The 22,758-nt window shown below is 60.3% G+C and carries 21 protein-coding genes; 8 read left to right on the top strand and 13 right to left on the bottom strand.

The annotated features are described in order from the left end of the window. The first annotated feature begins 140 nt into the window (after positions 1 to 140). A complete protein-coding gene (locus tag GVN17_RS11010) occupies positions 141 to 1,163 on the top strand; it encodes an alpha/beta fold hydrolase (RefSeq protein WP_166595289.1) in 1,023 nt (340 codons plus the stop codon). A 75-nt stretch (positions 1,164 to 1,238) separates the two neighbouring features. Here the strand turns inward: GVN17_RS11010 and GVN17_RS11015 are convergent, their stop codons facing one another. The 8 genes from GVN17_RS11015 to GVN17_RS11050 all read right to left on the bottom strand — a co-directional run bounded on the left by GVN17_RS11015 (position 1,239) and on the right by GVN17_RS11050 (position 10,317). Beyond that, complete coding sequence (locus GVN17_RS11015) at positions 1,239 to 4,871, bottom strand: transporter substrate-binding domain-containing protein (protein WP_371928534.1); 3,633 nt, start codon at positions 4,869 to 4,871, stop codon at positions 1,239 to 1,241. Positions 4,872 to 4,879: 8 nt separating this feature from the next. Beyond that, positions 4,880 to 5,503, bottom strand: a complete 624-nt coding sequence (locus GVN17_RS11020) for a response regulator transcription factor (RefSeq protein ID WP_166595290.1) — start codon at positions 5,501 to 5,503, stop codon at positions 4,880 to 4,882. 383 nt (positions 5,504 to 5,886) lie between these two features. Further along, entirely contained in the window at positions 5,887 to 6,285 is a 399-nt protein-coding gene (locus tag GVN17_RS11025) for a response regulator (protein ID WP_166595291.1), read from the bottom strand. Positions 6,286 to 6,569: 284 nt separating this feature from the next. Beyond that, positions 6,570 to 7,904, bottom strand: a complete 1,335-nt coding sequence (locus GVN17_RS11030) for a deoxyguanosinetriphosphate triphosphohydrolase (RefSeq protein ID WP_166595292.1) — start codon at positions 7,902 to 7,904, stop codon at positions 6,570 to 6,572. A gap of 84 nt (positions 7,905 to 7,988) precedes the next feature. Next, entirely contained in the window at positions 7,989 to 9,152 is a 1,164-nt protein-coding gene (locus GVN17_RS11035; RefSeq protein ID WP_166595293.1) for an EAL domain-containing protein, read from the bottom strand. 120 nt (positions 9,153 to 9,272) lie between these two features. After that, positions 9,273 to 9,614: a hypothetical protein gene (locus GVN17_RS11040; RefSeq protein ID WP_166595294.1), complete on the bottom strand. Its 342-nt coding sequence runs from the start codon at positions 9,612 to 9,614 to the stop codon at positions 9,273 to 9,275. Beyond that, the gene (locus tag GVN17_RS11045; RefSeq protein ID WP_166595295.1) at positions 9,611 to 9,997 is read right to left on the bottom strand and encodes a phage holin family protein; all 387 of its coding nucleotides are present in this window, start codon (positions 9,995 to 9,997) and stop codon (positions 9,611 to 9,613) included. Before GVN17_RS11045 ends, GVN17_RS11040 begins: the two co-directional genes overlap by 4 nt. Before the next feature lie 5 nt (positions 9,998 to 10,002). Then, positions 10,003 to 10,317 (bottom strand): YqjD family protein, encoded by a 315-nt coding sequence (locus GVN17_RS11050; protein ID WP_166595296.1) that lies wholly within the window; start codon positions 10,315 to 10,317, stop codon positions 10,003 to 10,005. A gap of 357 nt (positions 10,318 to 10,674) precedes the next feature. On the opposite strand from GVN17_RS11050, the gene GVN17_RS11055 reads away from it, so the two are divergent. The 3 genes from GVN17_RS11055 to GVN17_RS11065 all read left to right on the top strand — a co-directional run bounded on the left by GVN17_RS11055 (position 10,675) and on the right by GVN17_RS11065 (position 13,376). Then, positions 10,675 to 11,883: an ammonium transporter gene (locus GVN17_RS11055; protein WP_166595297.1), complete on the top strand. Its 1,209-nt coding sequence runs from the start codon at positions 10,675 to 10,677 to the stop codon at positions 11,881 to 11,883. A 124-nt stretch (positions 11,884 to 12,007) separates the two neighbouring features. Then, on the top strand, positions 12,008 to 13,093 hold the full coding sequence (locus tag GVN17_RS11060) for an acyltransferase (RefSeq protein WP_166595298.1): 1,086 nt from the start codon (positions 12,008 to 12,010) through the stop codon (positions 13,091 to 13,093). 43 nt (positions 13,094 to 13,136) lie between these two features. Further along, on the top strand, positions 13,137 to 13,376 hold the full coding sequence (locus tag GVN17_RS11065; protein ID WP_166595299.1) for a glutaredoxin family protein: 240 nt from the start codon (positions 13,137 to 13,139) through the stop codon (positions 13,374 to 13,376). A 46-nt stretch (positions 13,377 to 13,422) separates the two neighbouring features. Here GVN17_RS11065 and GVN17_RS11070 read toward each other — a convergent pair whose 3' ends face one another. Continuing rightward, positions 13,423 to 13,689, bottom strand: a complete 267-nt coding sequence (locus GVN17_RS11070) for a hypothetical protein (RefSeq protein WP_166595300.1) — start codon at positions 13,687 to 13,689, stop codon at positions 13,423 to 13,425. A gap of 468 nt (positions 13,690 to 14,157) precedes the next feature. Between GVN17_RS11070 and GVN17_RS11075 the strand changes: the two genes are divergently transcribed. Then, entirely contained in the window at positions 14,158 to 15,048 is an 891-nt protein-coding gene (locus GVN17_RS11075; protein ID WP_166595301.1) for a pseudouridine synthase, read from the top strand. A 78-nt stretch (positions 15,049 to 15,126) separates the two neighbouring features. Continuing rightward, positions 15,127 to 15,927: a DeoR/GlpR family DNA-binding transcription regulator gene (locus tag GVN17_RS11080; RefSeq protein ID WP_256665185.1), complete on the top strand. Its 801-nt coding sequence runs from the start codon at positions 15,127 to 15,129 to the stop codon at positions 15,925 to 15,927. 23 nt (positions 15,928 to 15,950) lie between these two features. Here the strand turns inward: GVN17_RS11080 and GVN17_RS11085 are convergent, their stop codons facing one another. Continuing rightward, positions 15,951 to 16,580: a histidine phosphatase family protein gene (locus GVN17_RS11085; RefSeq protein ID WP_166595302.1), complete on the bottom strand. Its 630-nt coding sequence runs from the start codon at positions 16,578 to 16,580 to the stop codon at positions 15,951 to 15,953. Positions 16,581 to 16,793: 213 nt separating this feature from the next. On the opposite strand from GVN17_RS11085, the gene GVN17_RS11090 reads away from it, so the two are divergent. Together GVN17_RS11090 and GVN17_RS11095 are read left to right on the top strand one after the other, a co-directional pair. Beyond that, entirely contained in the window at positions 16,794 to 18,143 is a 1,350-nt protein-coding gene (locus GVN17_RS11090; RefSeq protein WP_166595303.1) for an MFS transporter, read from the top strand. Positions 18,144 to 18,179: 36 nt separating this feature from the next. Then, on the top strand, positions 18,180 to 19,139 hold the full coding sequence (locus GVN17_RS11095) for a 3-hydroxyacyl-CoA dehydrogenase family protein (RefSeq protein ID WP_166595304.1): 960 nt from the start codon (positions 18,180 to 18,182) through the stop codon (positions 19,137 to 19,139). Positions 19,140 to 19,329: 190 nt separating this feature from the next. Here the strand turns inward: GVN17_RS11095 and GVN17_RS11100 are convergent, their stop codons facing one another. The 3 genes from GVN17_RS11100 to GVN17_RS11110 all read right to left on the bottom strand — a co-directional run bounded on the left by GVN17_RS11100 (position 19,330) and on the right by GVN17_RS11110 (position 22,756). Next, positions 19,330 to 20,577: an aspartate aminotransferase family protein gene (locus GVN17_RS11100; protein ID WP_166595305.1), complete on the bottom strand. Its 1,248-nt coding sequence runs from the start codon at positions 20,575 to 20,577 to the stop codon at positions 19,330 to 19,332. 101 nt (positions 20,578 to 20,678) lie between these two features. After that, positions 20,679 to 21,503, bottom strand: a complete 825-nt coding sequence (locus GVN17_RS11105) for an ABC transporter permease (RefSeq protein ID WP_166595306.1) — start codon at positions 21,501 to 21,503, stop codon at positions 20,679 to 20,681. A gap of 5 nt (positions 21,504 to 21,508) precedes the next feature. Beyond that, positions 21,509 to 22,756 carry an ABC transporter permease gene (locus GVN17_RS11110; protein ID WP_166595307.1) on the bottom strand — a complete coding sequence of 416 codons (1,248 nt, stop codon included), beginning with the start codon at positions 22,754 to 22,756 and terminating at the stop codon, positions 21,509 to 21,511. Positions 22,757 to 22,758: the final 2 nt, after the last annotated feature.

The following is a 22,758-nucleotide window of genomic DNA, read 5'->3' on the forward strand; positions in this document are numbered from 1 at the left end:
AATGAAGGGCGGGGCGGGAACTCGCGGCCTCGCCTGATTTCGAAAGGGCCACACCCGGTTGTCATTCCGGGCCCAGGCCTCACGTCTTAACGCTGTCTTAACCAGCGGGTGGAAGCCTGCCTTTTTTCAGAGGGCTTTTCATGTTGCGATCAGAACTCTCGCGCCTGGCGCTCGCCTGTGCGTTCATTTTCACGGCGTCCACCGCCGCTGCGGCCGATGCTTCCACGTCCCGCTACGGGGAAAATCTGGAAGGCTTCAAATACCCTTATCCGTTGCATTATTTCGCCTTCGAATCCCAAGGCACCCAGCTGCAAATGGGCTACATGGACGTGCCGCCCACAGCGAACGCCAACGGTCGAACGGCGGTGTTGATGCACGGCAAGAATTTTTGCGGCGCCACCTGGGAAGACAGCATCAAATCCCTGAGCGCTGCCGGATACCGCGTGGTCGTGCCCGACCAGATCGGCTTTTGCACCTCGACCAAACCGGATCACTATCAATACAGTTTCCATCAGCTGGCGGACAACACCCATGGGTTGCTGGCCAGCCTCGGCATCAAGAACGCTGACATCATCGGTCACTCTACGGGCGGCATGCTTGCCGCTCGCTACGCGCTGAGCTACCCCGAGCAGACCGCTAAACTCGTCATGGTCAACCCTATCGGCCTGGAAGACTGGAAAGCGAAAGGGGTGCCGTGGCGCAGCGTCGATCAGTGGTATCAGCGTGAACTGAAGCTTAATGCCGACGGCATTCGCAAATACGAGCAGGCGACCTATTACGCTGGCCACTGGAAGCCGGAATACGAGCGTTGGGTGGACATGCTCGCGGGGCTGAACGCGGGTGCCGGGCATCAGAAAGTGGCGTGGAACTCCGCGCTGATCTACGACATGATTTTCACCCAGCCGGTCGTTTACGAATTGCCCAGCCTCAAGGTGCCCACGGTATTGCTGATCGGCGATGCCGACACCACGGCGATTGGCAGCGACATTGCGCCACCCGAGGTGAAAGCCCGGATCGGGCATTACAACGTCCTGGGCAAAGAAACCGCCAAGCTCATCCCGGGCGCCAGGCTGGTGGAGTTCCCTGAGAAAGGACACGCGCCACAAATGGAAGATCCGGTGCTGTTCAACAAGACGCTGCTCACCGAGCTGGACCGCAACTGATAGCGTGAGGTGCGTAAAGGGAAGCCGCTGTCTGGGGTGCTTCCCTTTTTTGTATTCGGTTCTCAGCGCTCACCGCTAGGATTGGCGGTGCTGAAGCAATGCGCGTTCGAGCCTCATCAGTGCGCCTCTCAATGCCTGTGCGTGATCCTTCAGCGTGATCGGCGGGCTTTCATCGTCACAGGCGTGTTCAAGCTGGTCACAGAGAGCAATGACCTCACTGGCGCTGATGATCCGCGCGGCGCCTTTGATCTTGTGTGCGATGTCGCGCATCTCCTGGCGATTGCCCCGTGTGCTCACGTCGTTCAGCTCTTGGGCATCGTCACGACAGCTGCTGATCAACTGTTTGATCAGGTGTTCGATCATCGTCGGACGATCGCCGGTCAGCGCCAGGATACTGCCCATGTCGAACGGTGGATTTTCGGTCTTGAGCCCCCGGTAGCGCTGCCCGACCCCGATTCGTGACAGCCGATCATTGAGCGCGGTGAGGCTGATCGGCTTGAACAGGCAATCGTCCATGCCGGCCTCGCGGCAGCGCAGGATTTCCTCGGGTTGTGCATTGGCGGTGAAGCCGAGAGTGGTGCACGGTTGCTGACCACCCTCACGTTCGTGGGTGCGGATTGCCCGTGTCAGGTCGTACCCATTCATGACGGGCATGTTGCAATCGACGATCACCAGATCGAAGTGTCGGGCCAACCAATGCTCCAACCCTTGGGCCCCCTGTTCGGCCACCTCGCAACGATGCCCCAGGAACTCCAGTTGCTGGCAGAGCAACAGGCGGTTGGCGGGATGATCGTCGACCACCAGAATGTCCAGCGTCGCGGTGTCATGCTCGCTGTTCTCCTTGACCACGGGAAGGTTGGCCAGCGGGTCGAGAGGCGTCAGGTCGAACATCATGTGCACGCGGGTGCCCTGGCCGGGCTCACTGTCGAGGGTCAGGGTGCCGCCCATCATTTCGCACAGACTGCGACAGATGACCAGTCCCAGCCCGGCGCCGGTTCGGGCCAATTGCCCGCTGTTGTCGGCCTGAGCGAAGGGCGCGAACAGCCGGGCCTGATCCTCCCGTGTAATGCCGATGCCGCTGTCCTGGATGACCACGTGCAGGCGAACCTGTTGCTCGGTGGCGGAGTCCTCGGCTTGCAGGCTGATGCGGACCTGACCCTGCTGGGTGAACTTGATCGCGTTGCTGATGAGGTTGGAAAGAATCTGCTTGAAGCGCAGGGGATCGATGAGCACATCGATGTTGATGCGGCTGTCCAGGTCCAGTTGCAGCGACAGGCTTTTTTGCCGCGCAAGGCCGTCGAAAACCCGGACCACCGATTCTACCAACTGCCGAAGATTCGCCCGCTCAGGGCTGAGGGTCAGGCGGCCCGATTCAATGCGCGCAATGTCGAGAATGTCGCCGATCAGTTCCAGCAGGTCCTTGGCGGAGCTGTACGCCACTTCAATGGCAGGACGGTCGAGCTGACCCTGGTCCGCACGTTTGAGGGCCAGTTCGAGCATGCCAATGACAGCGTTCATCGGTGTCCGGATTTCATGGCTCATGGTCGCCAGAAAAGTACTCTTGGCGCGGTTCGCGTCGTCAGCCTGTTGTTTGGCGGTTTGCAGTTCCTCGATCAATTGGCGGCGTTCGCTGATGTCGATCCAGCCACCGATAATGCCTTGTACCTTGCCGAGGGAATCCCGGAACGGAAGAATCCAGTGGTAGATGGTTAATGAGCGATCACCGATGTGCAGCGAACGGTCGAGGATCAGCGGCGTGTCGTTCTGCATGACCTGTTGATAGTCGGCAACGTACTGCCGGGCTTCCTGGGCATCGCTCAGCACCCCGTCGAGGATGCTCTTGCCGATCACGTCTTCGCGGTTAGCCGAAAAGGCGGTCAGGTAGCTGTCGTTGCACAGTTGCAGCAACCCGGCACTGTCGCGCACGTAGATGGGGTGGGGCGTGCCGTTGACCAGCGCGCTCATGAATTCGAACTGGTCACCCAGCGCACGTTCGGCACGTACGCGCTGCTTGATCTGACGCCGCATCCAGGCGTTCCAGGCCAGCAAGCCGAGCAGCAACAGGCCCGCACCGATGACGATCTGGTAAATCAGCAGTTGATAGTCCTGCCAGGCGCCACCCCCTGAAGGGACATACGTGCGCCAGCGGTTGTTTATCACCGCCAGGTCTTCCGGCGCAATGCTCGACAGCGCCTTGTCGATGATGCCGCTCAGTTCCGGGGCGTTGCGCGACGTTGCCATGGCGATGCGCGCCGGGTCACGGCCCACCGTCACCCGCATTTGCAAGGCATCGCTCAGCCCCCGCGATGAGATGAAATAATTGGCGCTGAACAACGACGTGATAGCCCCTTCCACGCGACCATGGGCCAGCATGTCGAGCGCCTGGGCGGGATTGTCGACTTCCACGGGATAAATGCGCGGGTACGCTTGCTGGAGGTATTCCATCACCGGGCTGCCGAGGGTGAGGGCAATGCGTTTGTCTTCCAGTTGATCGAGATTGGAAGGACTGGACGTTTCCTTGCGGGTCACCAGCACAAAGGCGTTGTCCATGTAGGGGCGACTGAAGTTGAAGCGGTTTTCGCGTTCGTCGCTGGGCACCATGGCGCCGATAAGGTCGGCCTGCCCTTGGGTCAGCCGGTTCATCATGTCGCGCATGCTCGGCGCGTGACTGACTTCGAAGCGCAGCCCGGTGCGCAGCTTGACAAGGTCCAGCAGGTCCGCCGTCAGGCCGCGAAAGTTACCGTTGACGTCGAAAAAAGTCAGCGGCGCGTAAGCATCGTTGATCACCACCCGAACCGTTGGATGCTGGGCGATCCAGCGTTCCTCGCGTAGGGTCAGTTGCAGTTTCTGGTCAGTGAGCAGCAGGTCGGCGCCTGCACCCCAGCGTTTGGAAATGGCGATGCGCTCCTCGATGGGAATGCCCTTGAGGACCAGGTTGACGATCTCCAGCAGCGCTGTGTTGTCGCCCTTGACGGCAAAGCTGAACCCGTTGGGCTCGTGCTTGCCAAAGTTGGCCATCTGAACGTTGTTGAGGTAACCCTTGTTGATGACGTAGTGGGTTGAAATGGCGTCGCCCAGAAAGACGTCGGCCTGATTGAACGCGACCGCATTGATCGCGCTCTGGAATGAAGGGAAAGTCTGTAAGCTCGCCTTGGGGTAAAGCGCGCTGATTTCGTCCGGGGGCAAGTAGTGATAGACCATGCTCAGGCGCAGGCCATTGAGACCATCGGTCAGACTCCGGTTCTCACCCGTACGCGTCACCAGTACCGGCTGGTCAACGGCGTACGGAGACGAAAGTTTGAGTTCGGACCCTGCGGCCTCGTAACCGTTGGCGCTGCCCAGCAGGTCGATTTCCCCGCTGAGCAGTGCGTCGATGGCCGCGTTCCTTGAGTCATAGCGCAGGACCCTGATGGGCAGGTCCAATGCCCGCCCCAGAATACCCGCGTAGTCGGCGGTGAAACCTTCGTAGTCACGGCCGGTGAGGGTCATGTCGAAAGGGGGGTAGTCCGGAGCGGAAGTGCCCAGGACCAGCTCGCGCTTGTTGCGCACCCACTGCCACTGCGTCCGGTCCAGCGTCACATCCATGTGCGCCGGGTTGGCACGGCTGAGCAGGGTATAGCGTTCGGCCGCAGCCGATCCGGCATGAATACCCATGCTCAGGCATGCCAACACGCATGCTATCCAATAGTCCTTCAACCCCTTAGACATCCTATCTCTCACACTAGCGAATTGCGTTTTGCCATCTCGATAAGTTCGACGAGCGTCTTGACTTTCAATTTTTGCATCAGACGGGTTTTATAAGTGCTCACCGTCTTGTTGCTGAGAAACATGCCCTTGGCGATTTCCTTGTTTGTCCGCCCTTGGGCAAATAGCTGAAGGACCATCAGTTCTCGGTCATTGACTATTTTGAAGCGCTCCAGTTCTTCGGGAACTCCGTCTGTCTGCGACATGCCGAGCGCCTGACTTGGAAAATAATTGTAGCCAGAGAGTACCGCTTTCACCGAGCTGACAAGTTCGCTGAGGTCTTCTTGCTTGCATACATAGCCCGCGGCGCCGTTTTGCATGCAACGGATGGCGAACAAACTGGGTGCTTGTCCGGTCAGTACCAGAATCTTTGCTGGCAGATTCATGGAATTGAAGCGCGTCAGGACCTCAAGGCCGTCGAGTTTGGGAATGCTGATGTCCAGGATGATCAGGTCCGGCATGCATTCGCGGACCATCTGCATGGCGTCCACCCCGTTGTCGGTCTCGCCCACGATCTCGTAATTCTCATTCTCAAGCAGCATCCGGATGGCGAGACGAATCACAGGATGATCATCGATGATAAAAACTGTTTTCATAATTCAATCCATAACGAGCAACGAAGAAAGCGCGCACCTTATCTCAGAAACTAGAGGGCGCGCATGAGCTGAAAGGGCTGATGGCTGTATATAGGAAATGTCCTACAAAAAATGGCGTATTGCCGTACGTCATTACTCAAGCGGCTCAAAAAAGTTTAAAAAACGAGCGTTATAGTCGTCGAAAAAAAGTTATCAGTCGCATGACGTTTATTGCGAATCGGAATGATCCTACATTGAAGTCAGGCGCTGACTACATATCTAAACCACTCAAAAAGGTGATGCAGCAACGCCTACCCTCAAAATGGGGTATTCATTAACGACTGGGCAGCGTGATGTTATTAACTTGCCAGCGATGCAAGTGCCAATGAGATGCCGCGATAGCGTCAGCAGTCACCGGGAATGGAAGAAATAAGTCGGAACAGTTCCAGCGTGTTCAACGGCTTGATCAGGCAACCGAGTAATGGGATGCCGTTTCTGATGGCCTGAGTTTCGATATCCTGCAACTGTGACGGTTCCAGACCACTCAGCAAGACGGCCTCTCTTATCAGGCACCGTCGGCTTGCCCGTTCGATCAGTTCGATGCCGCTCATGTCCGGCAGGCGTTGATCGCAGAGCAGGAGGTCGTAAGGGATGTCGCTGCGCTCCATTGCCGCCAGCGCTTCACTGGCGGTCAGGGCGGGGGTCACGCGGTAGAAGCCGTGGTTGTTGAGCAGGATCTGCAGCGCGATGAGCTGAAACGGATGATCCTCTACCAGCAAAATGCGAAGGGTGTGTCTGGACATCGTGGGTACCTGGCAGAGCGAGGGGGTTCGCATCGATGCGCAGCCTTGGCGCAGTAGATGGGAACACACAGGATTGAGGCGCTTTTGGCGGGCGAATAAGCGGCGCCGCCAGCGTTTGAGGGCTGCCGGATTATTCGGCAGCGGTCTGAGGGCTGCGATAGGGTATTTCCTGATCGCGTGTAGGACGTTTCCGAAGATTCTGTTTTCTTTTCTCTTGAGCACGCAAAGAAAAGCCCGAACTCCAATAGGATTTCGGGCTGTGAACGCAGCGTCCGGTCCTGGGATCAGTGGATCGGGTTCGAGCGCCCGGTCATTTCCCTCGCCATCTCGCTGGCGTAGCTGTCAGTCATGCCGGCGATGAAGTCGATGACCCTTAGGAACGAGGTGTGTAGCGACCAGTCGGGATCAGGCGCGTTGTTGCCCAGCAGGTCGAGGATGCGGCGGCTCTTGAATGACGGCGTGTGGCCACCGAACTGTTCCAGCGCAGCGCCGCAAAAAGCGTTCAGCAGGATTTCCAGCGTGGTGTAGGCGCCGATTTCGTGGAGGGTTTTGCGTTTGTCCTGAAAGATCTTCTTGCGGGCCATGTCCTTGGCGCTGAGGACGCAGCGTTTGGCCGGGCCGTGCATGTGCTCGACCAGATCGCCTTGCAAGGTGCCTGCAAGCAGGGCGTCCTGCTGTTCGACGAAGGCACGGGCTGCGGCGTTGGTCAGGTGCTCGATCGCCTTGCCGCGCAGGATCGCCAGTTTGCGTCGGCGCGAGTCGTTGGGCCCCAGTTGGCGGTACGTCTCCGGCAGGTCATCACCCACCAGCCCCAGCAGCAGGGACTCGACTTCCGGGTAGCTCAGCAGCTCCATCTCAAGGCCGTCTTCAAGGTCGATGAGTGCGTAGCAGATGTCGTCGGCCGCCTCCATCAGGTACACCAGCGGGTGCCGCGCCCAGCGTTGTTCTTCCAGTTGCGGCAGTCCGAGCTTATGGGCGATCTGTTCGAGGATCGGCAGTTCGCTCTGGTAACAACCGAATTTGTGTTTTTTGTAGCCCAGAGAGTCGGCGTGACGGGCGGTCCACGGGTATTTGAGGTACGTGCCGAGGGTGGCGTACGTCAGCCGGGTGCCGCCTTCAAACTGGTGGTATTCCAGTTGCGTCAACACGCGAAAGCCCTGAGCGTTGCCCTCGAAATTGAGGAAGTCATTGCGCTCGACGTCGGTCATCGCGTCAAGCCAGCCGCGGCCCGCTGCCTGTTTGAACCAGTTGCGGATGGCGTCTTCACCGGAGTGGCCGAACGGCGGGTTGCCGATGTCGTGGGCCAGACAGGCCGACTGCACGACCATGCCCAGGTCGCTTGGCTCGCACCAGTCGGGCAGGGCGCCGCGCAGGGTTTCACCGACACGCATGCCCAGTGACCTCCCCACGCAGCTGACTTCCAGCGAATGGGTCAGGCGCGTGTGGATATGGTCGTTGCTGGTCACCGGGTGGACTTGGGTCTTGCGTCCCAGCCGCCGGAACGCCCCGGAAAAAATGATGCGGTCATGGTCCTTGTGGAACGGGCTTCGCCCCAGTTCCTCGGGGCTGTGCAGGGTCTTGCCAAGGCGCTCGCGGGTGAGCAGGGTCTGCCAATCCAAGGCCGGTACTCCATCGAGTGATTACCGGGCTAGCTTCCCGGTTCGTCTGTCGGGCTGCAAGCAGAACATCAAGCAGCCGATGAATCAAAAGCCGGCGGCGTCGACGTCAATCAGCAGCAAGCGCTGGCCGTTATTGAAGAACTGCCCGGCGGTCAGGCAATACTGGTTGCTCGTCGCGTCGCGGTAGGTGTTGGAGAGGGTCAGACGACGCTCGTGCCAGCCCTCGGCGAGCAGGTGATAGAAGTATGGCCGCCACGACCAGTTATGCCCCATGTAGCGGGTGTCGGCGACCCATGCGCCTTGGCGCCATTCGAGGTTGGGGGTGAGTTGCGTGCCGTGTCGGTCGCATTGATAAAACCGCAGCAGCCAAGGGTATTCCTGCACGTCCGGCAGATGGCCCAGCGGCTCGTCGCCCTCGGCCCAGGCCTGCAAGCGCTGCATGAGCTGGCTGAGCTGTTTGCGCAGATTCATCCAGCGTTCGCGGTCCACCACCTTTTGCATGACGTAGCGGTCGCGCAATTCGGCGAAGCGCTCCACAAAGGCGTCGGCGGCGAAGAAGTTTTCTTCGGCCTGTGCGAACAGGAAGCCTTGGACGTAGCGGGAGCCGCATTCCAGCGCGAAATGCAGTTCGGCTTCGGTTTCCACGCCTTCGGCGATGATCCAGCAACCGGTCTTTTCAGCCATCTGCGCCAGGGCCTTGACCACGTCGCTGCTGGGGCCACCACGGGCCGCCGCCTGAAACAGACGCATGTCGAGTTTGAGGATGTCAGGTTGCAAGGCCAGCACCCGGTCCAACTGCGAATAGCCCGCGCCAAAGTCATCAATGGCGATGCGCGCGCCCGCTTCCCGGTAGCGCGCGACCACCTCGCTCAAGCGCTGGCTGTCGCCGCCCAACTCGGTGATCTCGAAGACGATGCGTTGCGCGGGGATACCGTGTTGCTGCAATTGTTTGAGGCTCGGCAGCGGCTGGCCGGGGCGCAGGCGGCTGATCCAGCGTGGGGAAATGTTGATGCTCAGAAACCAGTCATTCGGGACTTCATGCAACCGCCCCAGCGCGTTGTCGCGTATCAATCGGTCCAGTCGGCGGAGCTCGGCCGCAGGCCTTCTCGGGTCGGCGAACAACGGGCCCACGGACTGCAGGCGCCCGTCAGATTGACGCAGACGTCCCAGTGCTTCGATTCCTGCAATACGGCCGGTGGCGGTATCGATGAACGGCTGAAAACACGCTAGCGGTTGCCCATCGATCACAGGGTGTCCTCAATGATTATTGGCTTTATGGTCAGGCGTAGGCGCACCTTCGCCCCGTGAAAAAACACGGGGCAAAAGCGCAGACAAGATTTGTTGCAAGAATGCAGCCAAATGGCCAGCTCAGGGACGACGCCCCGAGGTTTGAAGGATGAGACGAATGATCGGCATCAGACTGGCGCTGAGTTTGATCAACCGCGTGACACTGCCAGTGCGTTTGCTGCGCGCGCCTTTGCCGGTCAGGAAGCCCAGCAGCGAAACGATGCCGACGCCCCACAGCGGCGCGTGTTTGATGCCCAGGGAACCGGGCAAGTCATGGGCCATGCCGCGCATGCGGTGGAGGGGGCGTAGCAACTGCGCGGACTCGTGGCGGATTTCCTGGCGATGCATTTCCATGCGCAGGCGGATCAGGGCTTTGCGCAGTTCCCGACGGTTATGAGTCTGGGGCGAATCGGGGTGGCTCATGGCATCAGTCGCTCGCGGTCATTGGCCAGTTCTTCCAGGGTCGAATGGAAGGGCGAGGATTCATCGAAGATTGCGGACCGCAGACGCATCGCGCAGAACAGCGCAGCCAGCGTATAGAAGACGCACAGTCCGATGATGCCGCTGAGTCGATAGCTGTCCCACACCAGAATCAGCAGCAACGCCGAGAGCCCGATGAGCAACAACAGCGCGAACACCAGCGCCAGACCCGCGAACAGCAGGAGGCTCACGGTGCGCGCTTTCTGCTCCTGCAATTCAATGCCGAACAGCTCGACGTGGCTGTGCAGCAAGCCAAGAAAGGCCGCTCCCAGTCGACGAGGCGAAGACGTGTTATCGGTCTCGGATGGACCTGTTCCTAGGGTCATATCAGTCAGCGCCTTGTAGCCAGCAGACCCAGCAAGAAGCCGACGCCAGCGGCAATGCCCACGGATTGCCATGGATTGGCTTGCACGTATTCTTCGGTGGCGACTACGGCTTCCTGGCTGCGGTTGCGCAGCGCTTCTTCCGCCAGCGCCAAGGTTTCGCGGGCACGTACCAGGCTGTCGTTGATCTGATCACGCAAGACGTCAGCCTGCTCACCGGCCAACGACGCGGTATGCGCCAGCAGCTTTTCGGTGTCGGCCACCAATGTCTGGAAATCTGCCATCAAAATATCCTGGGCTTTCTCTGCGGTCGGGCGAGCCATGGGTGTTCTCCGTAGGGGTGGCAATATTGGCTTTCGAGTATGGCCTATTCGCGAAGGTTCATTCCAATTGCCCTGCATTGCGATCTGTTTGGCTGGTACAGGTTTTGCTTTGTGTTGGTGCGCCAGGGAGGCGGCGCGCTCCATCGCGGAGCGCGGGAGTCGGTGAATGCGCCGACACGTTGATTCAAAACCATAAAACCGAGAAAAACCCTTAAGCGTTCAATTTTTCTGTCGATAAGCGTGCGCCAAACCGGTTCGCGCAGCGGTGCGCGTGCGCCAGATTGGTGCTGTTTGCCGAGTGCGATAGAAACGTTGTGCCGCTTTGGTGCTTTTCATCACTTGCAGGCCTGCCTCTCGATGGAAAATGTGCAAAGCGCGGTGGACACCCTGGTCCACAGCTCCAATACCCTGTTCATTCTGATCGGCGCGGTCATGGTTCTGGCCATGCATGCCGGTTTTGCCTTTCTGGAAGTCGGGACCGTCCGGCAAAAAAACCAGGTCAACGCGCTGTCCAAGATTCTCAGCGACTTTGCGGTCTCGACCCTGGCGTATTTCTTCGTGGGGTACTGGATTTCCTACGGCGTCAGCTTCCTGCAACCGGCGAGTGTGCTGGCGACCGACCATGGCTACGGCCTGGTGAAATTCTTTTTTCTGCTGACTTTCGCGGCGGCCATCCCGGCGATCATTTCCGGCGGCATTGCCGAACGTGCCCGATTCGCCCCGCAATTGTGCGCGACAGTGTTGATTGTTGCGTTTGTTTACCCGTTCTTCGAAGGCATGGTGTGGAACGGCAACTTCGGCCTGCAGGCCTGGCTGTTGAAGTCTTTTGGAGCGAGCTTTCATGATTTCGCCGGCTCAGTGGTGGTGCACGCGATGGGAGGCTGGCTGGCGCTGGCAGCCGTGACCCTGCTCGGCGCGCGCCACGGCAGGTATCGCGAGGGCAGGCTGGTGGCTTATCCGCCGTCGAGCATCCCGTTCCTTGCGCTGGGCTCGTGGATTCTCATCGTCGGCTGGTTCGGCTTCAACGTCATGAGCGCCCAGACGCTGGACGGCGTGAGCGGTCTGGTGGCAGTCAATTCGCTGATGGCGATGGTCGGCGGCACCGTTGCCGCGTTGATCGTCGGCCGCAACGACCCCGGCTTTCTGCACAACGGCCCGCTGGCCGGGTTGGTCGCCGTGTGCGCGGGTTCCGACCTGATGCACCCGGTGGGCGCGCTGGTCACCGGCATCATCGCTGGCGCCTTGTTCGTCTGGTGTTTCACCGCCGCGCAAGTGAAGTGGAAGATCGACGACGTGCTGGGCGTGTGGCCGTTGCACGGTCTGTGCGGCGTATGGGGCGGGATTGCCTGTGGCATTTTCGGTCAGACGAGCTGGGGCGGTATCGGTGGCGTCAGCCTGATCAGCCAGTTGATCGGCAGCGCGCTGGGTGTGGCGATTGCCCTGGTGGGGGGCTTCCTGGTCTATGGCGTGATCAAACTGTGCCTGGGGCTACGGCTCAGTCAGGAACAGGAGTACTACGGCGCCGACCTGTCGATTCACAAGATCGGTGCTGTCAGTCACGACTGAAGCGTGATACCCACCGTTGGCTATGCTTGTTCCCCAATGGGGCAGGCATGGCCAGAAGCGCCTGCCTCCGACATGCCGGATTTGTCGCGATCCTTGAGGACCGCGTCCGCAGTAGGAGCAGTCGATGGAACGTATCTATTCCCTTCAGGGGTTGAGGGGCGTGGCGGTGTTGGGGGTGGTGCTGTTCCACATGACCGCCGTGGAGCACAAATATTCGGGCGGCGACATTCTGCTGCCGCCGTTGCTGGATTTCTTTCAACTGGGCGTGGACCTGTTCTTCATCATCAGCGGTTTCGTGATGGTGATCGTCAGCCGGGGCCGATTTCAGAAAGCCGCCGAATCCAAGCGCTTTCTGTTCAATCGCGTTTCGCGCATTTATCCCACGTACTGGCTATATTTCTTCCTCACCCTGGCGGTGGTGCTGGTGCAGCCGAACATGGTGAACAGCACCCACGGATCGTCCAACCTGCTGATGTCCTTCCTCCTGCTGCCCAACGACAAAGTGTTGCTGGTGATGGTCGCCTGGTCGCTGCTGTTCGAGCTGTGGTTCTACCTGGTCTTCACCGGATTGATGCTGTTTCGTGAGCGCTGGCTGCCTGCGTTTCTGGCGGTCTGGGCGCTCGTCCTGATCGTGTTCAATTGCGTCCAGGACTGGCGGGACTACAACGCGGCGCTGAGGATCATCCTTCATCCGTACTCGCTGGAATTCATGGTCGGCGTGGCCCTGGCATTGCTGTTTTACGGCCCGCACAGCGCACGCATTCCTACGCGTGCCGTCGTCATCGCGCTGATCGCCGCGTTACTCCCGGGCATCGGGCTCATCGGTTATTACCGCCTGTTTGACGATGACGGCCTGCTGCGCATGTTCGCGGTGGGCGGGGTGTTTGGCACGCTGATCCTCGGGTTCGCCTTGCTGGAGCGCCGTCGTCACTTGCGCATGCCGCCATTTCTGGTGGCTGTCGGAGACATGTCCTACACCGTTTACTTGTCGCATCTGCTGGTGCTGGGGGTGATCGGGCGCGTCTGGCAGATCGTGGGAAGTCGGCCTGACAGCTTGTGGGACAACGTGCTGTTCACCGTGCTGATGATGGCCGCGGTGCTCTGCTACGGGTGGGTTGGCTATCGCTGGTTCGAGAAGCCGGTGCTGGACCGTTCCAACGACTTCTCTCGACGTCGGTTCCGGCTCGACGGCATTTCAGGGCGGGCCTAAACTGGCGTTCAGCCGTTGAAATCCCCATGCAGAGGGTCACGACATGCCGCCAGAGTGCCAACTTTTCGGGACGTTAGGGTGTTATTTATGCGAGGTTGCCGAGGCCGAGCTGATGCCCCTGGTGGAGCACGGCTTGTTGGTCGAGTTGGTCGATATTGCGGAGAGTGACGCGCTGAATGACGCGTACGGCTTGCGCATTCCGGTGTTGCGGCGCACTGACACCGGTGCCGAACTGGATTGGCCGTTCGACACCGGGCAGGTGGTGATGTTTTTGCGTGACTGAGGCCGGGCGGTCTCTCAGTCCGGGGCGCACAATCCAGGTCGGTCAATCAGAGATATTGCGTGTCCACGACCATCGCTTTCGCAACGGCTTCTTTCTGCGCTTCGCTCATGCCATCCCATACGTGCACTTTGGCGTAGTAGCCAAGGCCCGCGACGATGTACAGGCTCAGGGTGAAGACGATGAATACCGACATGAAGGTCCAGCGACCGATATCGCTTTCTTCGTCCTGGAAGGATTGCGAGTAGCGCTCTTCGCTTTCGGCCGGTGTGCCGGTGGAAAGACGTTTGATCCATTGAAACAGTTGAACCAGCATGGGTGTCACCTCAAAGTTTGAAATACAAAATCTGTCGTGGGCAGTGAGAACACCGGGGTGTCCTGGGTCTTCAGTGCCGACGTTGCGAGTCCGGCGGTCGCGCTCGATGCGCGGAACAAACGCTGAAAACGAAAAAAGCCCGTCGAGGACGGGCTTTCTTTTTATGAGTTCAGGTCCGGCAGGCGTTTTCGGATTCGGTCATCGGGTGGGTCTGTGAAGGCCCGGTTGATGTCGATCGGTGTCGCGCCTGCTTGCCGATTTGGAAACATTTTAGGACAAATCAGTTGTCGCTTCTACCGCTGTCATATGGATGTCTGACAACTGGTACTGAATCGGGCTGCGACAAATCGTCACGGCAGTGTCCACCACACCGTCATCCCTGTTGCAGCTCTGCTCGCGCAACGCGGCGGGGCTGGGCGATAATGCCGCGCTTGTCGTGTCCGCCCGATCACCGATCCAGAGCCCCTCATGTCCGAACCCGCTTTCATCGCCGCCGAACGCCAGGCCAGCACCCTTTATCTTCCACCGGGGCCGTGGCTGACGGTGGTCGATTGCCTGTGCGAACGCTTCAGCGCTATCAGCCGGGAACAATGGCTGGACCGGATTGCCCGTGGTCGAGTCCTGGACGGTGAAGGACAGCCCATCGCACTGGACCTGCCGTACCGTGAAGGCCTGCGCATTCACTATTTTCGCGAAGTGCCCAATGAAGTGGCGATTCCCGTGCAAGAGACTATTCTGTACGCCGACGAGCATCTGGTGGTCGCCGACAAGCCGCACTTCCTGCCAGTCACGCCTGCCGGGGAGTACGTCGAACAGACGTTGCTGCGGCGCTTGATTCGTACGCTCGACAACCCCAATCTGGTGCCGCTGCACCGTATCGACCGCCACACCGCAGGTCTGGTGCTGTTCTCCGCGAATAAAGACAGCCGCTCGGCGTATCAAGCGCTGTTTCCCACCCGGAAAATCGACAAACGCTACGAAGCCATCGCCCGCGCCTTGCCTGAGCTGGAATTTCCTCGGGTGCACAAGAGCCGTCTGGTGGATGGCGAGCCGTTTTTTCGCATGCAGGAAGGGGAAGGGCAGAGCAACACCGAAACCCGCATCGAAGTCTGTGAGCGCAAGGGCGACCTGTGGCGTTATGGCTTGTACCCGGTAACCGGCAAGAAGCACCAATTGCGGGTGCACATGGCGGCGCTGGGCGCAGGAATCTGCAATGACCCTTTCTATCCCGAGGTGATCAAGGACGCCGTGGATGATTACGACCGGCCGCTGAAGTTGCTGGCGCAGGGGGTGCGGTTCGTCGATCCGGTGACGGGGGAGGAGCGGGTATTCGAGAGCCGCATCAGGTTGGAGTGGTAAATGAAACGGGTGCAATCAGCAGCGCCCGCCTGACGTTGTGCGTTAATCTACGCCCTCAACCCGACCCCAAGAGCCCCCATGAGCGAAGACCTTCTGCCATCACCTGATGCGCTGCCGATGCAACCGGCGCAACGTCGCGAGATGATCATTCGCAGGCTTCGGCGCGAGCAGACGTTGAGCGTCGTGCAGCTCACGGAAATCTTCAATTGTTCGCACATGACCGTGCGCCGGGACATCGCGCTGCTGGAGCAGGAAGGACTGGTGTTTTCCGTGCCCGGCGGCGTGCGTCTGGCGAGTCAGATGGCCAACGAGCCGAGCCACCATAAGCGCGTGATTCTCGAATCCGAGCAGAAGCAGCGCATGGCCGTGATCGCCGCGCAGTACCTCAAGCCGGGGATGGTGGTTTACCTCGATGCGGGCACGACGACGCTTTGCCTCGTGCCGCACATCATCGCGCTGGAAGGCATCACTGTGGTCACCAACGATTTCAGCATCGTCATCGCCCTGTCGGAAGCGCGGCACGTCAAAGTGATTCACACCGGCGGCGTGCTGGACCACGACAACATCACCGGCATTGGCACCCTCGCTGCCGACACCCTGCGCAATCTCGCCACCGACATTGCTTTCATTTCCAGCAGCTCCTGGGATCTGCAACGGGGCATCACCACCCCGTCAGAGGCCAAAGTCGAGGTCAAGAAGGCCGCCATGGCCGGGTCGTCGCAGGTGGTGTTGATGGCCACCAGCTCCAAATACGGCACCTTCGGCATGTACCGCGTCGCCGGTCTTGACCGCTTCGATCCGATCATTTCCGACGACGGGCTGACGAGCGATTCCGCCGCTGGCATTCGCCGTTCGGGCATCGAACTGATCCTCGCCTGATCGCCGTTGACGTCGCCCTACGGTCAGCGGCTTCCATCCAGCGCCGTGCTGACCCGCATCCAGGCAAATTGGCCATCGCGCACCATCAGCACCTGGTCCTGCGGGATTTCCAGCAGCGGCACCTCGTCATCCCGCACGTCGGTGAGCAACGCCAGGCAACTGCGCAGCACCCCGGCGTGGGCGACCAGAACCGTGTCCCGCTGCAATGAACCCAGCAGGCTGCCGACGCGCTCGAACACGTGGGGGTAATTCTCGCCCTTGGTGGGCATGAAGTTCAGCGGATCAGCCTGCCGTGCGGCGTAACGCTCCGGCTGACGCTCGGCGATCTGCTGCCAGTCCAGTCCTTCCCACTCGCCAAAGTTGATCTCCACCAGCCGTTCATCGGTCTGGTAATCCCCGGCGTCCAGCCCCATTCGCTGACGGATGATTTCCATGGTCTCGCGCGTGCGGCCCAACGGGCTAGCGATGAAGTCGGTGCTCGACGCGTCTGGCAGCAGCCACTTGAGACAGGTGCCGGATACCGCCGCCTGGCCTTTACCCACGGCGTTCAAAGGGATGTCGCGACGCCCCTGCAACAGGCGTTTGGCGTTCCAGTCGGTTTCGCCGTGGCGGATCAGGTAGAGCGTGCGGTGGGTCTGTTCATCAGTGTTCATCAAGAATCCTGAATGTGAAAAGTGATAGCTTGCGCTGTTAAATCTTAACGCAGATTGCTTGACATTGTGAAAAAATAACAAATACTGTGAGCTGCTCACATGTAAAAGCCACACGCCACAACGCGTCGCTCATGACAGAGCGCTAGCCAGAGGGCCTGAACAGGCCATTCCGCGCGCTTTGCCTACCCCAATAAGAATAACGGAGGCAGCTTCATGTCTACACTCGACGGTACCCTGGGAGGCAGCACCTCTGCGCCCAACACCGAGCCGGTTGCGCAGTCGGCGCAACCCACCGCTCACCAGCTCAAACAGCGCCGCCGGGCTTCGGTGGGCAGTCTGATCGGCACCACCATCGAGTGGTACGAGTATTACATCTATGGTGCGACGGCTGCGCTGGTGTTCCCTCTGTTATTTTTTCCCACCCATGACCGACTCGTCTCCTTGATGCTGTCGTTCGCCTCCTTTGCCATCGCCTTCGCGATTCGCCCCATCGGCGCGGCAGTTTTCGGTCACTACGGCGATCGCGTCGGGCGCAAGACCACCTTGATCGTCACGCTGGTGATGACCGGGCTGGCGACCTTTCTCATCGGATTTTTGCCCACCTACGAGAGTATCGGGCTGTGGGCGCCGGTGATCTTGATCATCTTGCGTCTGGTCCAGGGCTTCGGCGTGGGCGGTGAGTGGGGCGGTGCGGCGTTGATGTCGCTGGAGTGGGGCGATCAGAAGAAGCGCGGTGCGGCGGGCGCCTGGCCGCAACTGGGCACGTCCATCGGCCTGATCCTGTCGACCTCGGCGGTGATGGGGTCGAGCTATTTCACCGGCGAGCATTTCCTTGATTGGGGCTGGCGCATTCCGTTCCTGCTGTCGGGGATTCTGGTGGTGGTCGGCCTGCTCGTGCGTCTCTCCATTGAAGAGACGCCGTCCTTCGCGGCGAAGAAGCAGAACCAGCAAATCGAGAAAAGCCCCCTCAAGTTCGTGGTCAAACACCATTGGCGCGAGATCGTCAAAGTGGCGTTCCTGCGCATGTCCGAGCAGATGCCGTTCTACATTTTTACGGCGTTCATCCTCGATTACGCGACGCAAACAGCTCACGTGTCGCGCACTTTTGTGCTGCTTGGGACGTTGTCCGCAGCGATCCTCGACCTGATCCTGTTGCCGATTTTTTCCAACCTCGCGGACCGGGTAGGTCGCCGCAACATGTATTACTTCGGGTGTGCGGTGCTGATCCTCATGGCCTTCCCGTACTTCTGGGTGCTGAATTCGGGCAACGAAACCTGGATTTTCATCGCCATTACCCTGTCGCTGGTGCCTCACGCCATTCAGTACGGCGCCCAGGCGTCGCTGATCTCCGAGCAGTTTCCGGTGCACGTTCGCTACACCGGTGCGGGGGTTGGCTACCAGATGTCCTCGCTGGTCGCCGGTGGTCCGGCGCCACTGATCGCGTCGTTCCTACTGGTCAGCTTCGGTTCGGGGTATGCGGTGGCGGCTTATCTGGCGGCGGGCGGCGTGATTGCCGCACTGGCTTTGTCGAGTCTCAAGGACCGCAGCGATCAGCATCTCTGATGGCTGGGTCTGTCATTCAAGAATAGGAGTTGCAGCATGACGATCAAGAAAGTGGCCGTAGTCGGTTCGGGCTACATGGGCGGCGGCATCGCTCAAGTGTTGGCCTTGGGCGGCGCGCAGGTGGTCTTGGGCGATGTGTCCGCCAGCGTGGCGAAGGACAATCTGGAGCGCCTGCTCAAACAGGCCAAGGCGTTCGCCGAAGCCGGGCTGTTTCCGGAAGATGCCCATGCGCGGCTGAGCGCAAACCTGACCGCCGCAGGCTCCATCGAAGAGGCGGTCGAGGGCGTGGATTACGTGACCGAGGCGGTGTTCGAATCGATGGACGTCAAGCGCGATGTACTGGGGCGCGTGTCGGCGGCGGCCCCAGCGGACACCATCATAGGCACCAACACCTCGGCGATTCCGATCGGCGAACTGGCGAAGTTCGTCACTCACCCGGAGCGTTTTCTGGGCGTGCACTGGATGAACCCGGCGCCGTTCATTCCGAGCGTCGAGCTGATTGCCAGCGAACACACATTGCCCGCTCATGTCGACACGCTGGAAGCGCTGATTCGCGCGGTCGGCAAGGTGCCTGCGCGGGTCGCGGACACTCCGGGGTTCGTCGCCAACCGTTTGCAGTTCGCGCTCTATAAGGAAGCGGTGATGGTGGTAGAAGAGGGATTGGCGACGCCGGAACAGGTCGATCTGGTGGTGAGCAATGCCTTCGGTTTCCGTCTGGCGCTGTTCGGGCCGTTCGCGATTGGCGACATGGCCGGGCTGGACGTTTATGCGTCTTCCTACAAAACGCTGTCGGGCACGTATGGCGACCGTCTGGCGGCGCCGAAAGCCCTGCAGGACCTGGTGGACGGCGGCAACTACGGCCTCAAGTCCGGGCACGGTTTTCTCGACATCGACCCGGAAAAACGCGCCGAACTGCTGGCGTATCGCGACAAGGCCTACGCAGCGTTGAGCAAGTTGCGTGCGGAGCTGGGGCCTGCGCCAGGTTTGGTGAGCTGAGGCCAGTCAGTGGCGGCGGTCAGATAGGTCGCCATCGCTGCCATCGTCCCCCCGGCGTCTCCCACGGGGTTTGCGGTGCGTGAGGATTTCGCGACCGGCCTGAACCTTGTGGGAGCAGCCCGAGCTGTGCGACGGCCGCGAAGCGGTGGGTCAGGCGTTGCACAGCCGGCTGACCCACCACAGTCTTGAATCACGGGCTGCCGAACTCGGCGCGCAGTTTTACAGCCGCCTGCTCGAACGCCACTTTCATCGCATTAATCACTTCATCCCCGTGGTCGAACGAGATGTAGATCCGTCCATAGGGTGACGGCATCATCAGCACACCGGCTTCGCGCAGGGCGAGGTGGAGGGCTTTGGTGAAGGCGGGGTTGGCGACCTTTGAAGCGTCTTCATACGTGACGGGCGCAACGTCGGCGTGCCAGATGCCGAATACGTTGCCATACCCGCTGGTCACGGCCTGGATGCCCTGGGCCTTGAAAATCTCTTCGATCGCCACACGCAGGTGCTCGCCGCGCTGCACCAACTGCTCGTAATCGCTTTGATCCAGCAACGCCAAGGTGCTGCTGACCGCCGCGCAGGCCAGCGGGTTACCGCTGAACGTGCCGCCCCGGGCGACGCGGCCTTCTTCGAAGCCCTGCAAGATATGCGGCTTGCCGACGACCGCCGAGACCGGCACGCCGTTACCGATCGCCTTGCCGACGCTGGCCAGGTCCGGGTCCAGGCCTTCGCGCAAACCCGCCAGCCCGGCAAACAGACGAAAGCCCATCAACACCTCATCGCAGATCACCAGCGCGCCGTGTGCGTGCGCGATGTCCTGGACATGCTTGAGGTAACCGGGCACCGGCATGATGCAGCCCGCGTTGGCGAGCATCGGTTCAAGGATCACCGCCGCAATATCGCCGTCTTCCGCAAACAGCCGCTCGACGTCAGCGAAGTCGTTGAAGCGCAGCAGCGTGGTACGTTCGGTCGCGGGGCGAGCGCCGTCTTCGAAACGCGCTTCGTTGGAGGTCACGTTGCCAAAGCTCACGTCATCGAACCAGCCGTCGAACCCCGCTGCCATCTTGGCGATTCTGCCGCGCCCGGTGTACGCACGGGCGGCTCGGCAGGCGAGGTGTACCGCTTCGCTGCCGGAGTTGGTGAACATCACTTTGGTCAGTTCGCCCGTGTGCTTCGCCAGCGCCGCCGCTGCCGCGTGTTCGCGCACGTGGGCCCAGGACGGCGCGGCACTGTCGCTCAATGCGTGCGTCACGGCCTCGTTGACGGTGTCGTTGGCGTGACCCAACAGCACCGCGCCGAAACCCAGCGCGGTATCGATGTACCGACGCCCTTTGTCATCCCAGAGCCAGGCGCCTTTGCCTTTCTGGATGAACAGCTTTTCACCGTTCAGTTCCGGCAGGATACGCGCGGCGCTGGATACATCGCCCACTAAGTTAGCCATTCTCAACCTCTGAATCCGGACAGTCGTTTGCCGCCCCTGCATAGGGTCGGGGCGGCCTCACATGGTTTTCAATACGTCCCGAACAAGGGACTGCCGCCTGTTTATTGTTGTTTGACCTTCAATTTTTCGTTACGCCGCCGCAGCACCTCCAGCGTCAGCAGCATCAAGACCGACAGCACGACCATGATGGTGGCGACGGCGGCGATATTCGGGCTGATGTTCTCGCGAATCCCGGCGAACATCTGCAGCGGCAAGGTGCGTTGCGAAGGGCTGGCGAGGAACAGCGTCACCACCACTTCATCGAACGAGGTGGCGAAGGCGAACAGTCCCCCGGAGATGACGCCGGGCGCGATCAGCGGCAGCACGACGCGAAAGAACACCGTCAGCGGCGGGGCACCCAGGCTCGCGGCCGCACGGCTCAGGTTGGTGTTGAAACCTTGCAGCGTCGCGTTGACCGTGATCACCACGAATGGCACGCCGAGCATGGCGTGGGCCAGCACCAGGCCGAGGTAGCTGTTGAGCAACTGCAGCTTGGCGAAGAAGAAATACAGCCCCACCGCGACAATGATCAGCGGCACGATCATCGGCGAAATCAGGAACGCCATGACCACGCTCTTGCCGCGAAAGTCACCGCGGCACAGCCCGACCGAGGCCATGGTGCCGAACACCATCGCCAGCAGCGTCGCACCGGGCGCGATGATGAAACTGTTTTTGAACGCCTGCCGCCATTCTTCCGAAGACATCAATTCCTGGTACCAGCGCATGGAAAACCCGTCCATGGGGTACGTCAGGAACGACGACGAGTTGAACGACAGCGGGATGATCACCAGGATCGGCACGATCAGAAACAGCAGGATCAGGATCGACACCGAGACGAGTCCGAAGCGGGCGAGTTTTTCGGCGGGGGATGCGTAGGGTTGCAACATGTCGATTACCTCGCCTGAGTCGGGTTGGTGAGTTTGCCGTACACCGCGTAGAGCAGCAGGGTGGCGATCAGCAACAGGCTGCCAAGGGCAGACGCCATGCCCCAATTCACGGTCTTGTTGGTGTAGAACGCGACGAAGTAGCTGACCATCTGATCCGCTGCACCGCCCACCAGCGCCGGGGTCACGTAGTAACCGATGGCGAGAATGAACGTGAGCAGAGCGCCCGCCGCCAGGCCCGCGAAGGTCTGCGGCACGTACACCCGCCAGAACGCCACGAACGGATGCGCGCCCAGGGAAATGGCGGCCCGCACGTAGTTCGTCGGGATGCTTTTCATCACGCTGTACAGCGGCAGAATCATGAACGGCAGCAGCACGTGGGTCATTGCGATGATCACTCCGGTGCGGTTGAACACCAGTTGGATCGGCGCATCGGCGATGCCGAAAAACATCAGTGTGCGATTGATCAAACCGTCCGATTGCAGCAGGACGATCCACGCGGCGGTGCGCACGATCAGCGAGGTCCAGAACGGCAGCAGCACGCAGATCATCAGCAGGTTGCTTTTGCCCTCCGGCAAAATAGCCAGCCAGTAGGCCACCGGGAAACCCAGGATCAGGCACAGCACGGTGACGATGGCGCCGATGTAAAAGGTGCGGGCAAAAATGTCCACGTAGATCGACTGATTTGGCTCCGCCTTCACCAGATTGACCGTCGCCGAATCCAGCCGATGATCGACGGACGCCAGCAAGTAATAGGGCGTGAGTTTCGACGACGCCTGTTTCAGCGCTTTCCAGTACACGACATCGCCCCAGGCTTTGTCGACGTCGATCAGCGCCTCGCGTTTCGAGGCCGCGCCGTCGTCGGGCAACTTGCGCAGGGTTTTGGTGATGACGGTGCGGTAGTCGGGAATCTCGTAACTCAGGCGCTTGCTCAAGGCGAGGATCTGACCGTTTTCCTTGGCGCTGGCAAGGTCCTTGATCAACGCGGCGTAGGTGCTTTCGCCGGGCAGCTCGGTGCCTTCCCAGCCACTCAAGGCAGTGGTGGTGGCGGGCATGGCGGTGTTGACTTCGGGGTTGTCGACGCTGCGGCTGAGCAGGGTGCCGATGGGGAAGGCAAAGCACACGAGCACGAACAGGAACAGCGGCGCGATCAGCGCCAGCGACTTCAGTTTATACGTGCGTTGGGACCTTCTGAGTTTGGCCCTCAGGTCGACGGGGTCTTCGTCGCGGTGCAACAGAACGGCGGTCTGACTCATGA

Origin of the sequence: Pseudomonas sp. SLFW (genome assembly GCF_009905615.1) — a bacterium.
GTDB classification, from domain to species: Bacteria; Pseudomonadota; Gammaproteobacteria; order Pseudomonadales; family Pseudomonadaceae; genus Aquipseudomonas; species Aquipseudomonas bambusae.

Bases quoted from the DNA above. Each gene is read 5' to 3' on its own strand.
- GVN17_RS11010 (WP_166595289.1), top strand. From the start codon at position 141: ATGTTGCGATCAGAACTCTCGCGCCTGGCGCTCGCCTGTGCGTTCATT.
- GVN17_RS11015 (WP_371928534.1), bottom strand. From the start codon at position 4,871: ATGTCTAAGGGGTTGAAGGACTATTGGATAGCATGCGTGTTGGCATGC.
- GVN17_RS11020 (WP_166595290.1), bottom strand. From the start codon at position 5,503: ATGAAAACAGTTTTTATCATCGATGATCATCCTGTGATTCGTCTCGCC.
- GVN17_RS11025 (WP_166595291.1), bottom strand. From the start codon at position 6,285: ATGTCCAGACACACCCTTCGCATTTTGCTGGTAGAGGATCATCCGTTT.
- GVN17_RS11040 (WP_166595294.1), bottom strand. From the start codon at position 9,614: ATGAGCCACCCCGATTCGCCCCAGACTCATAACCGTCGGGAACTGCGC.
- GVN17_RS11045 (WP_166595295.1), bottom strand. From the start codon at position 9,997: ATGACCCTAGGAACAGGTCCATCCGAGACCGATAACACGTCTTCGCCT.
- GVN17_RS11050 (WP_166595296.1), bottom strand. From the start codon at position 10,317: ATGGCTCGCCCGACCGCAGAGAAAGCCCAGGATATTTTGATGGCAGAT.
- GVN17_RS11055 (WP_166595297.1), top strand. From the start codon at position 10,675: ATGGAAAATGTGCAAAGCGCGGTGGACACCCTGGTCCACAGCTCCAAT.
- GVN17_RS11060 (WP_166595298.1), top strand. From the start codon at position 12,008: ATGGAACGTATCTATTCCCTTCAGGGGTTGAGGGGCGTGGCGGTGTTG.
- GVN17_RS11065 (WP_166595299.1), top strand. From the start codon at position 13,137: ATGCCGCCAGAGTGCCAACTTTTCGGGACGTTAGGGTGTTATTTATGC.
- GVN17_RS11070 (WP_166595300.1), bottom strand. From the start codon at position 13,689: ATGCTGGTTCAACTGTTTCAATGGATCAAACGTCTTTCCACCGGCACA.
- GVN17_RS11075 (WP_166595301.1), top strand. From the start codon at position 14,158: ATGTCCGAACCCGCTTTCATCGCCGCCGAACGCCAGGCCAGCACCCTT.
- GVN17_RS11080 (WP_256665185.1), top strand. From the start codon at position 15,127: ATGAGCGAAGACCTTCTGCCATCACCTGATGCGCTGCCGATGCAACCG.
- GVN17_RS11085 (WP_166595302.1), bottom strand. From the start codon at position 16,580: ATGAACACTGATGAACAGACCCACCGCACGCTCTACCTGATCCGCCAC.
- GVN17_RS11090 (WP_166595303.1), top strand. From the start codon at position 16,794: ATGTCTACACTCGACGGTACCCTGGGAGGCAGCACCTCTGCGCCCAAC.
- GVN17_RS11095 (WP_166595304.1), top strand. From the start codon at position 18,180: ATGACGATCAAGAAAGTGGCCGTAGTCGGTTCGGGCTACATGGGCGGC.
- GVN17_RS11100 (WP_166595305.1), bottom strand. From the start codon at position 20,577: ATGGCTAACTTAGTGGGCGATGTATCCAGCGCCGCGCGTATCCTGCCG.
- GVN17_RS11105 (WP_166595306.1), bottom strand. From the start codon at position 21,503: ATGTTGCAACCCTACGCATCCCCCGCCGAAAAACTCGCCCGCTTCGGA.
- GVN17_RS11110 (WP_166595307.1), bottom strand. From the start codon at position 22,756: ATGAGTCAGACCGCCGTTCTGTTGCACCGCGACGAAGACCCCGTCGAC.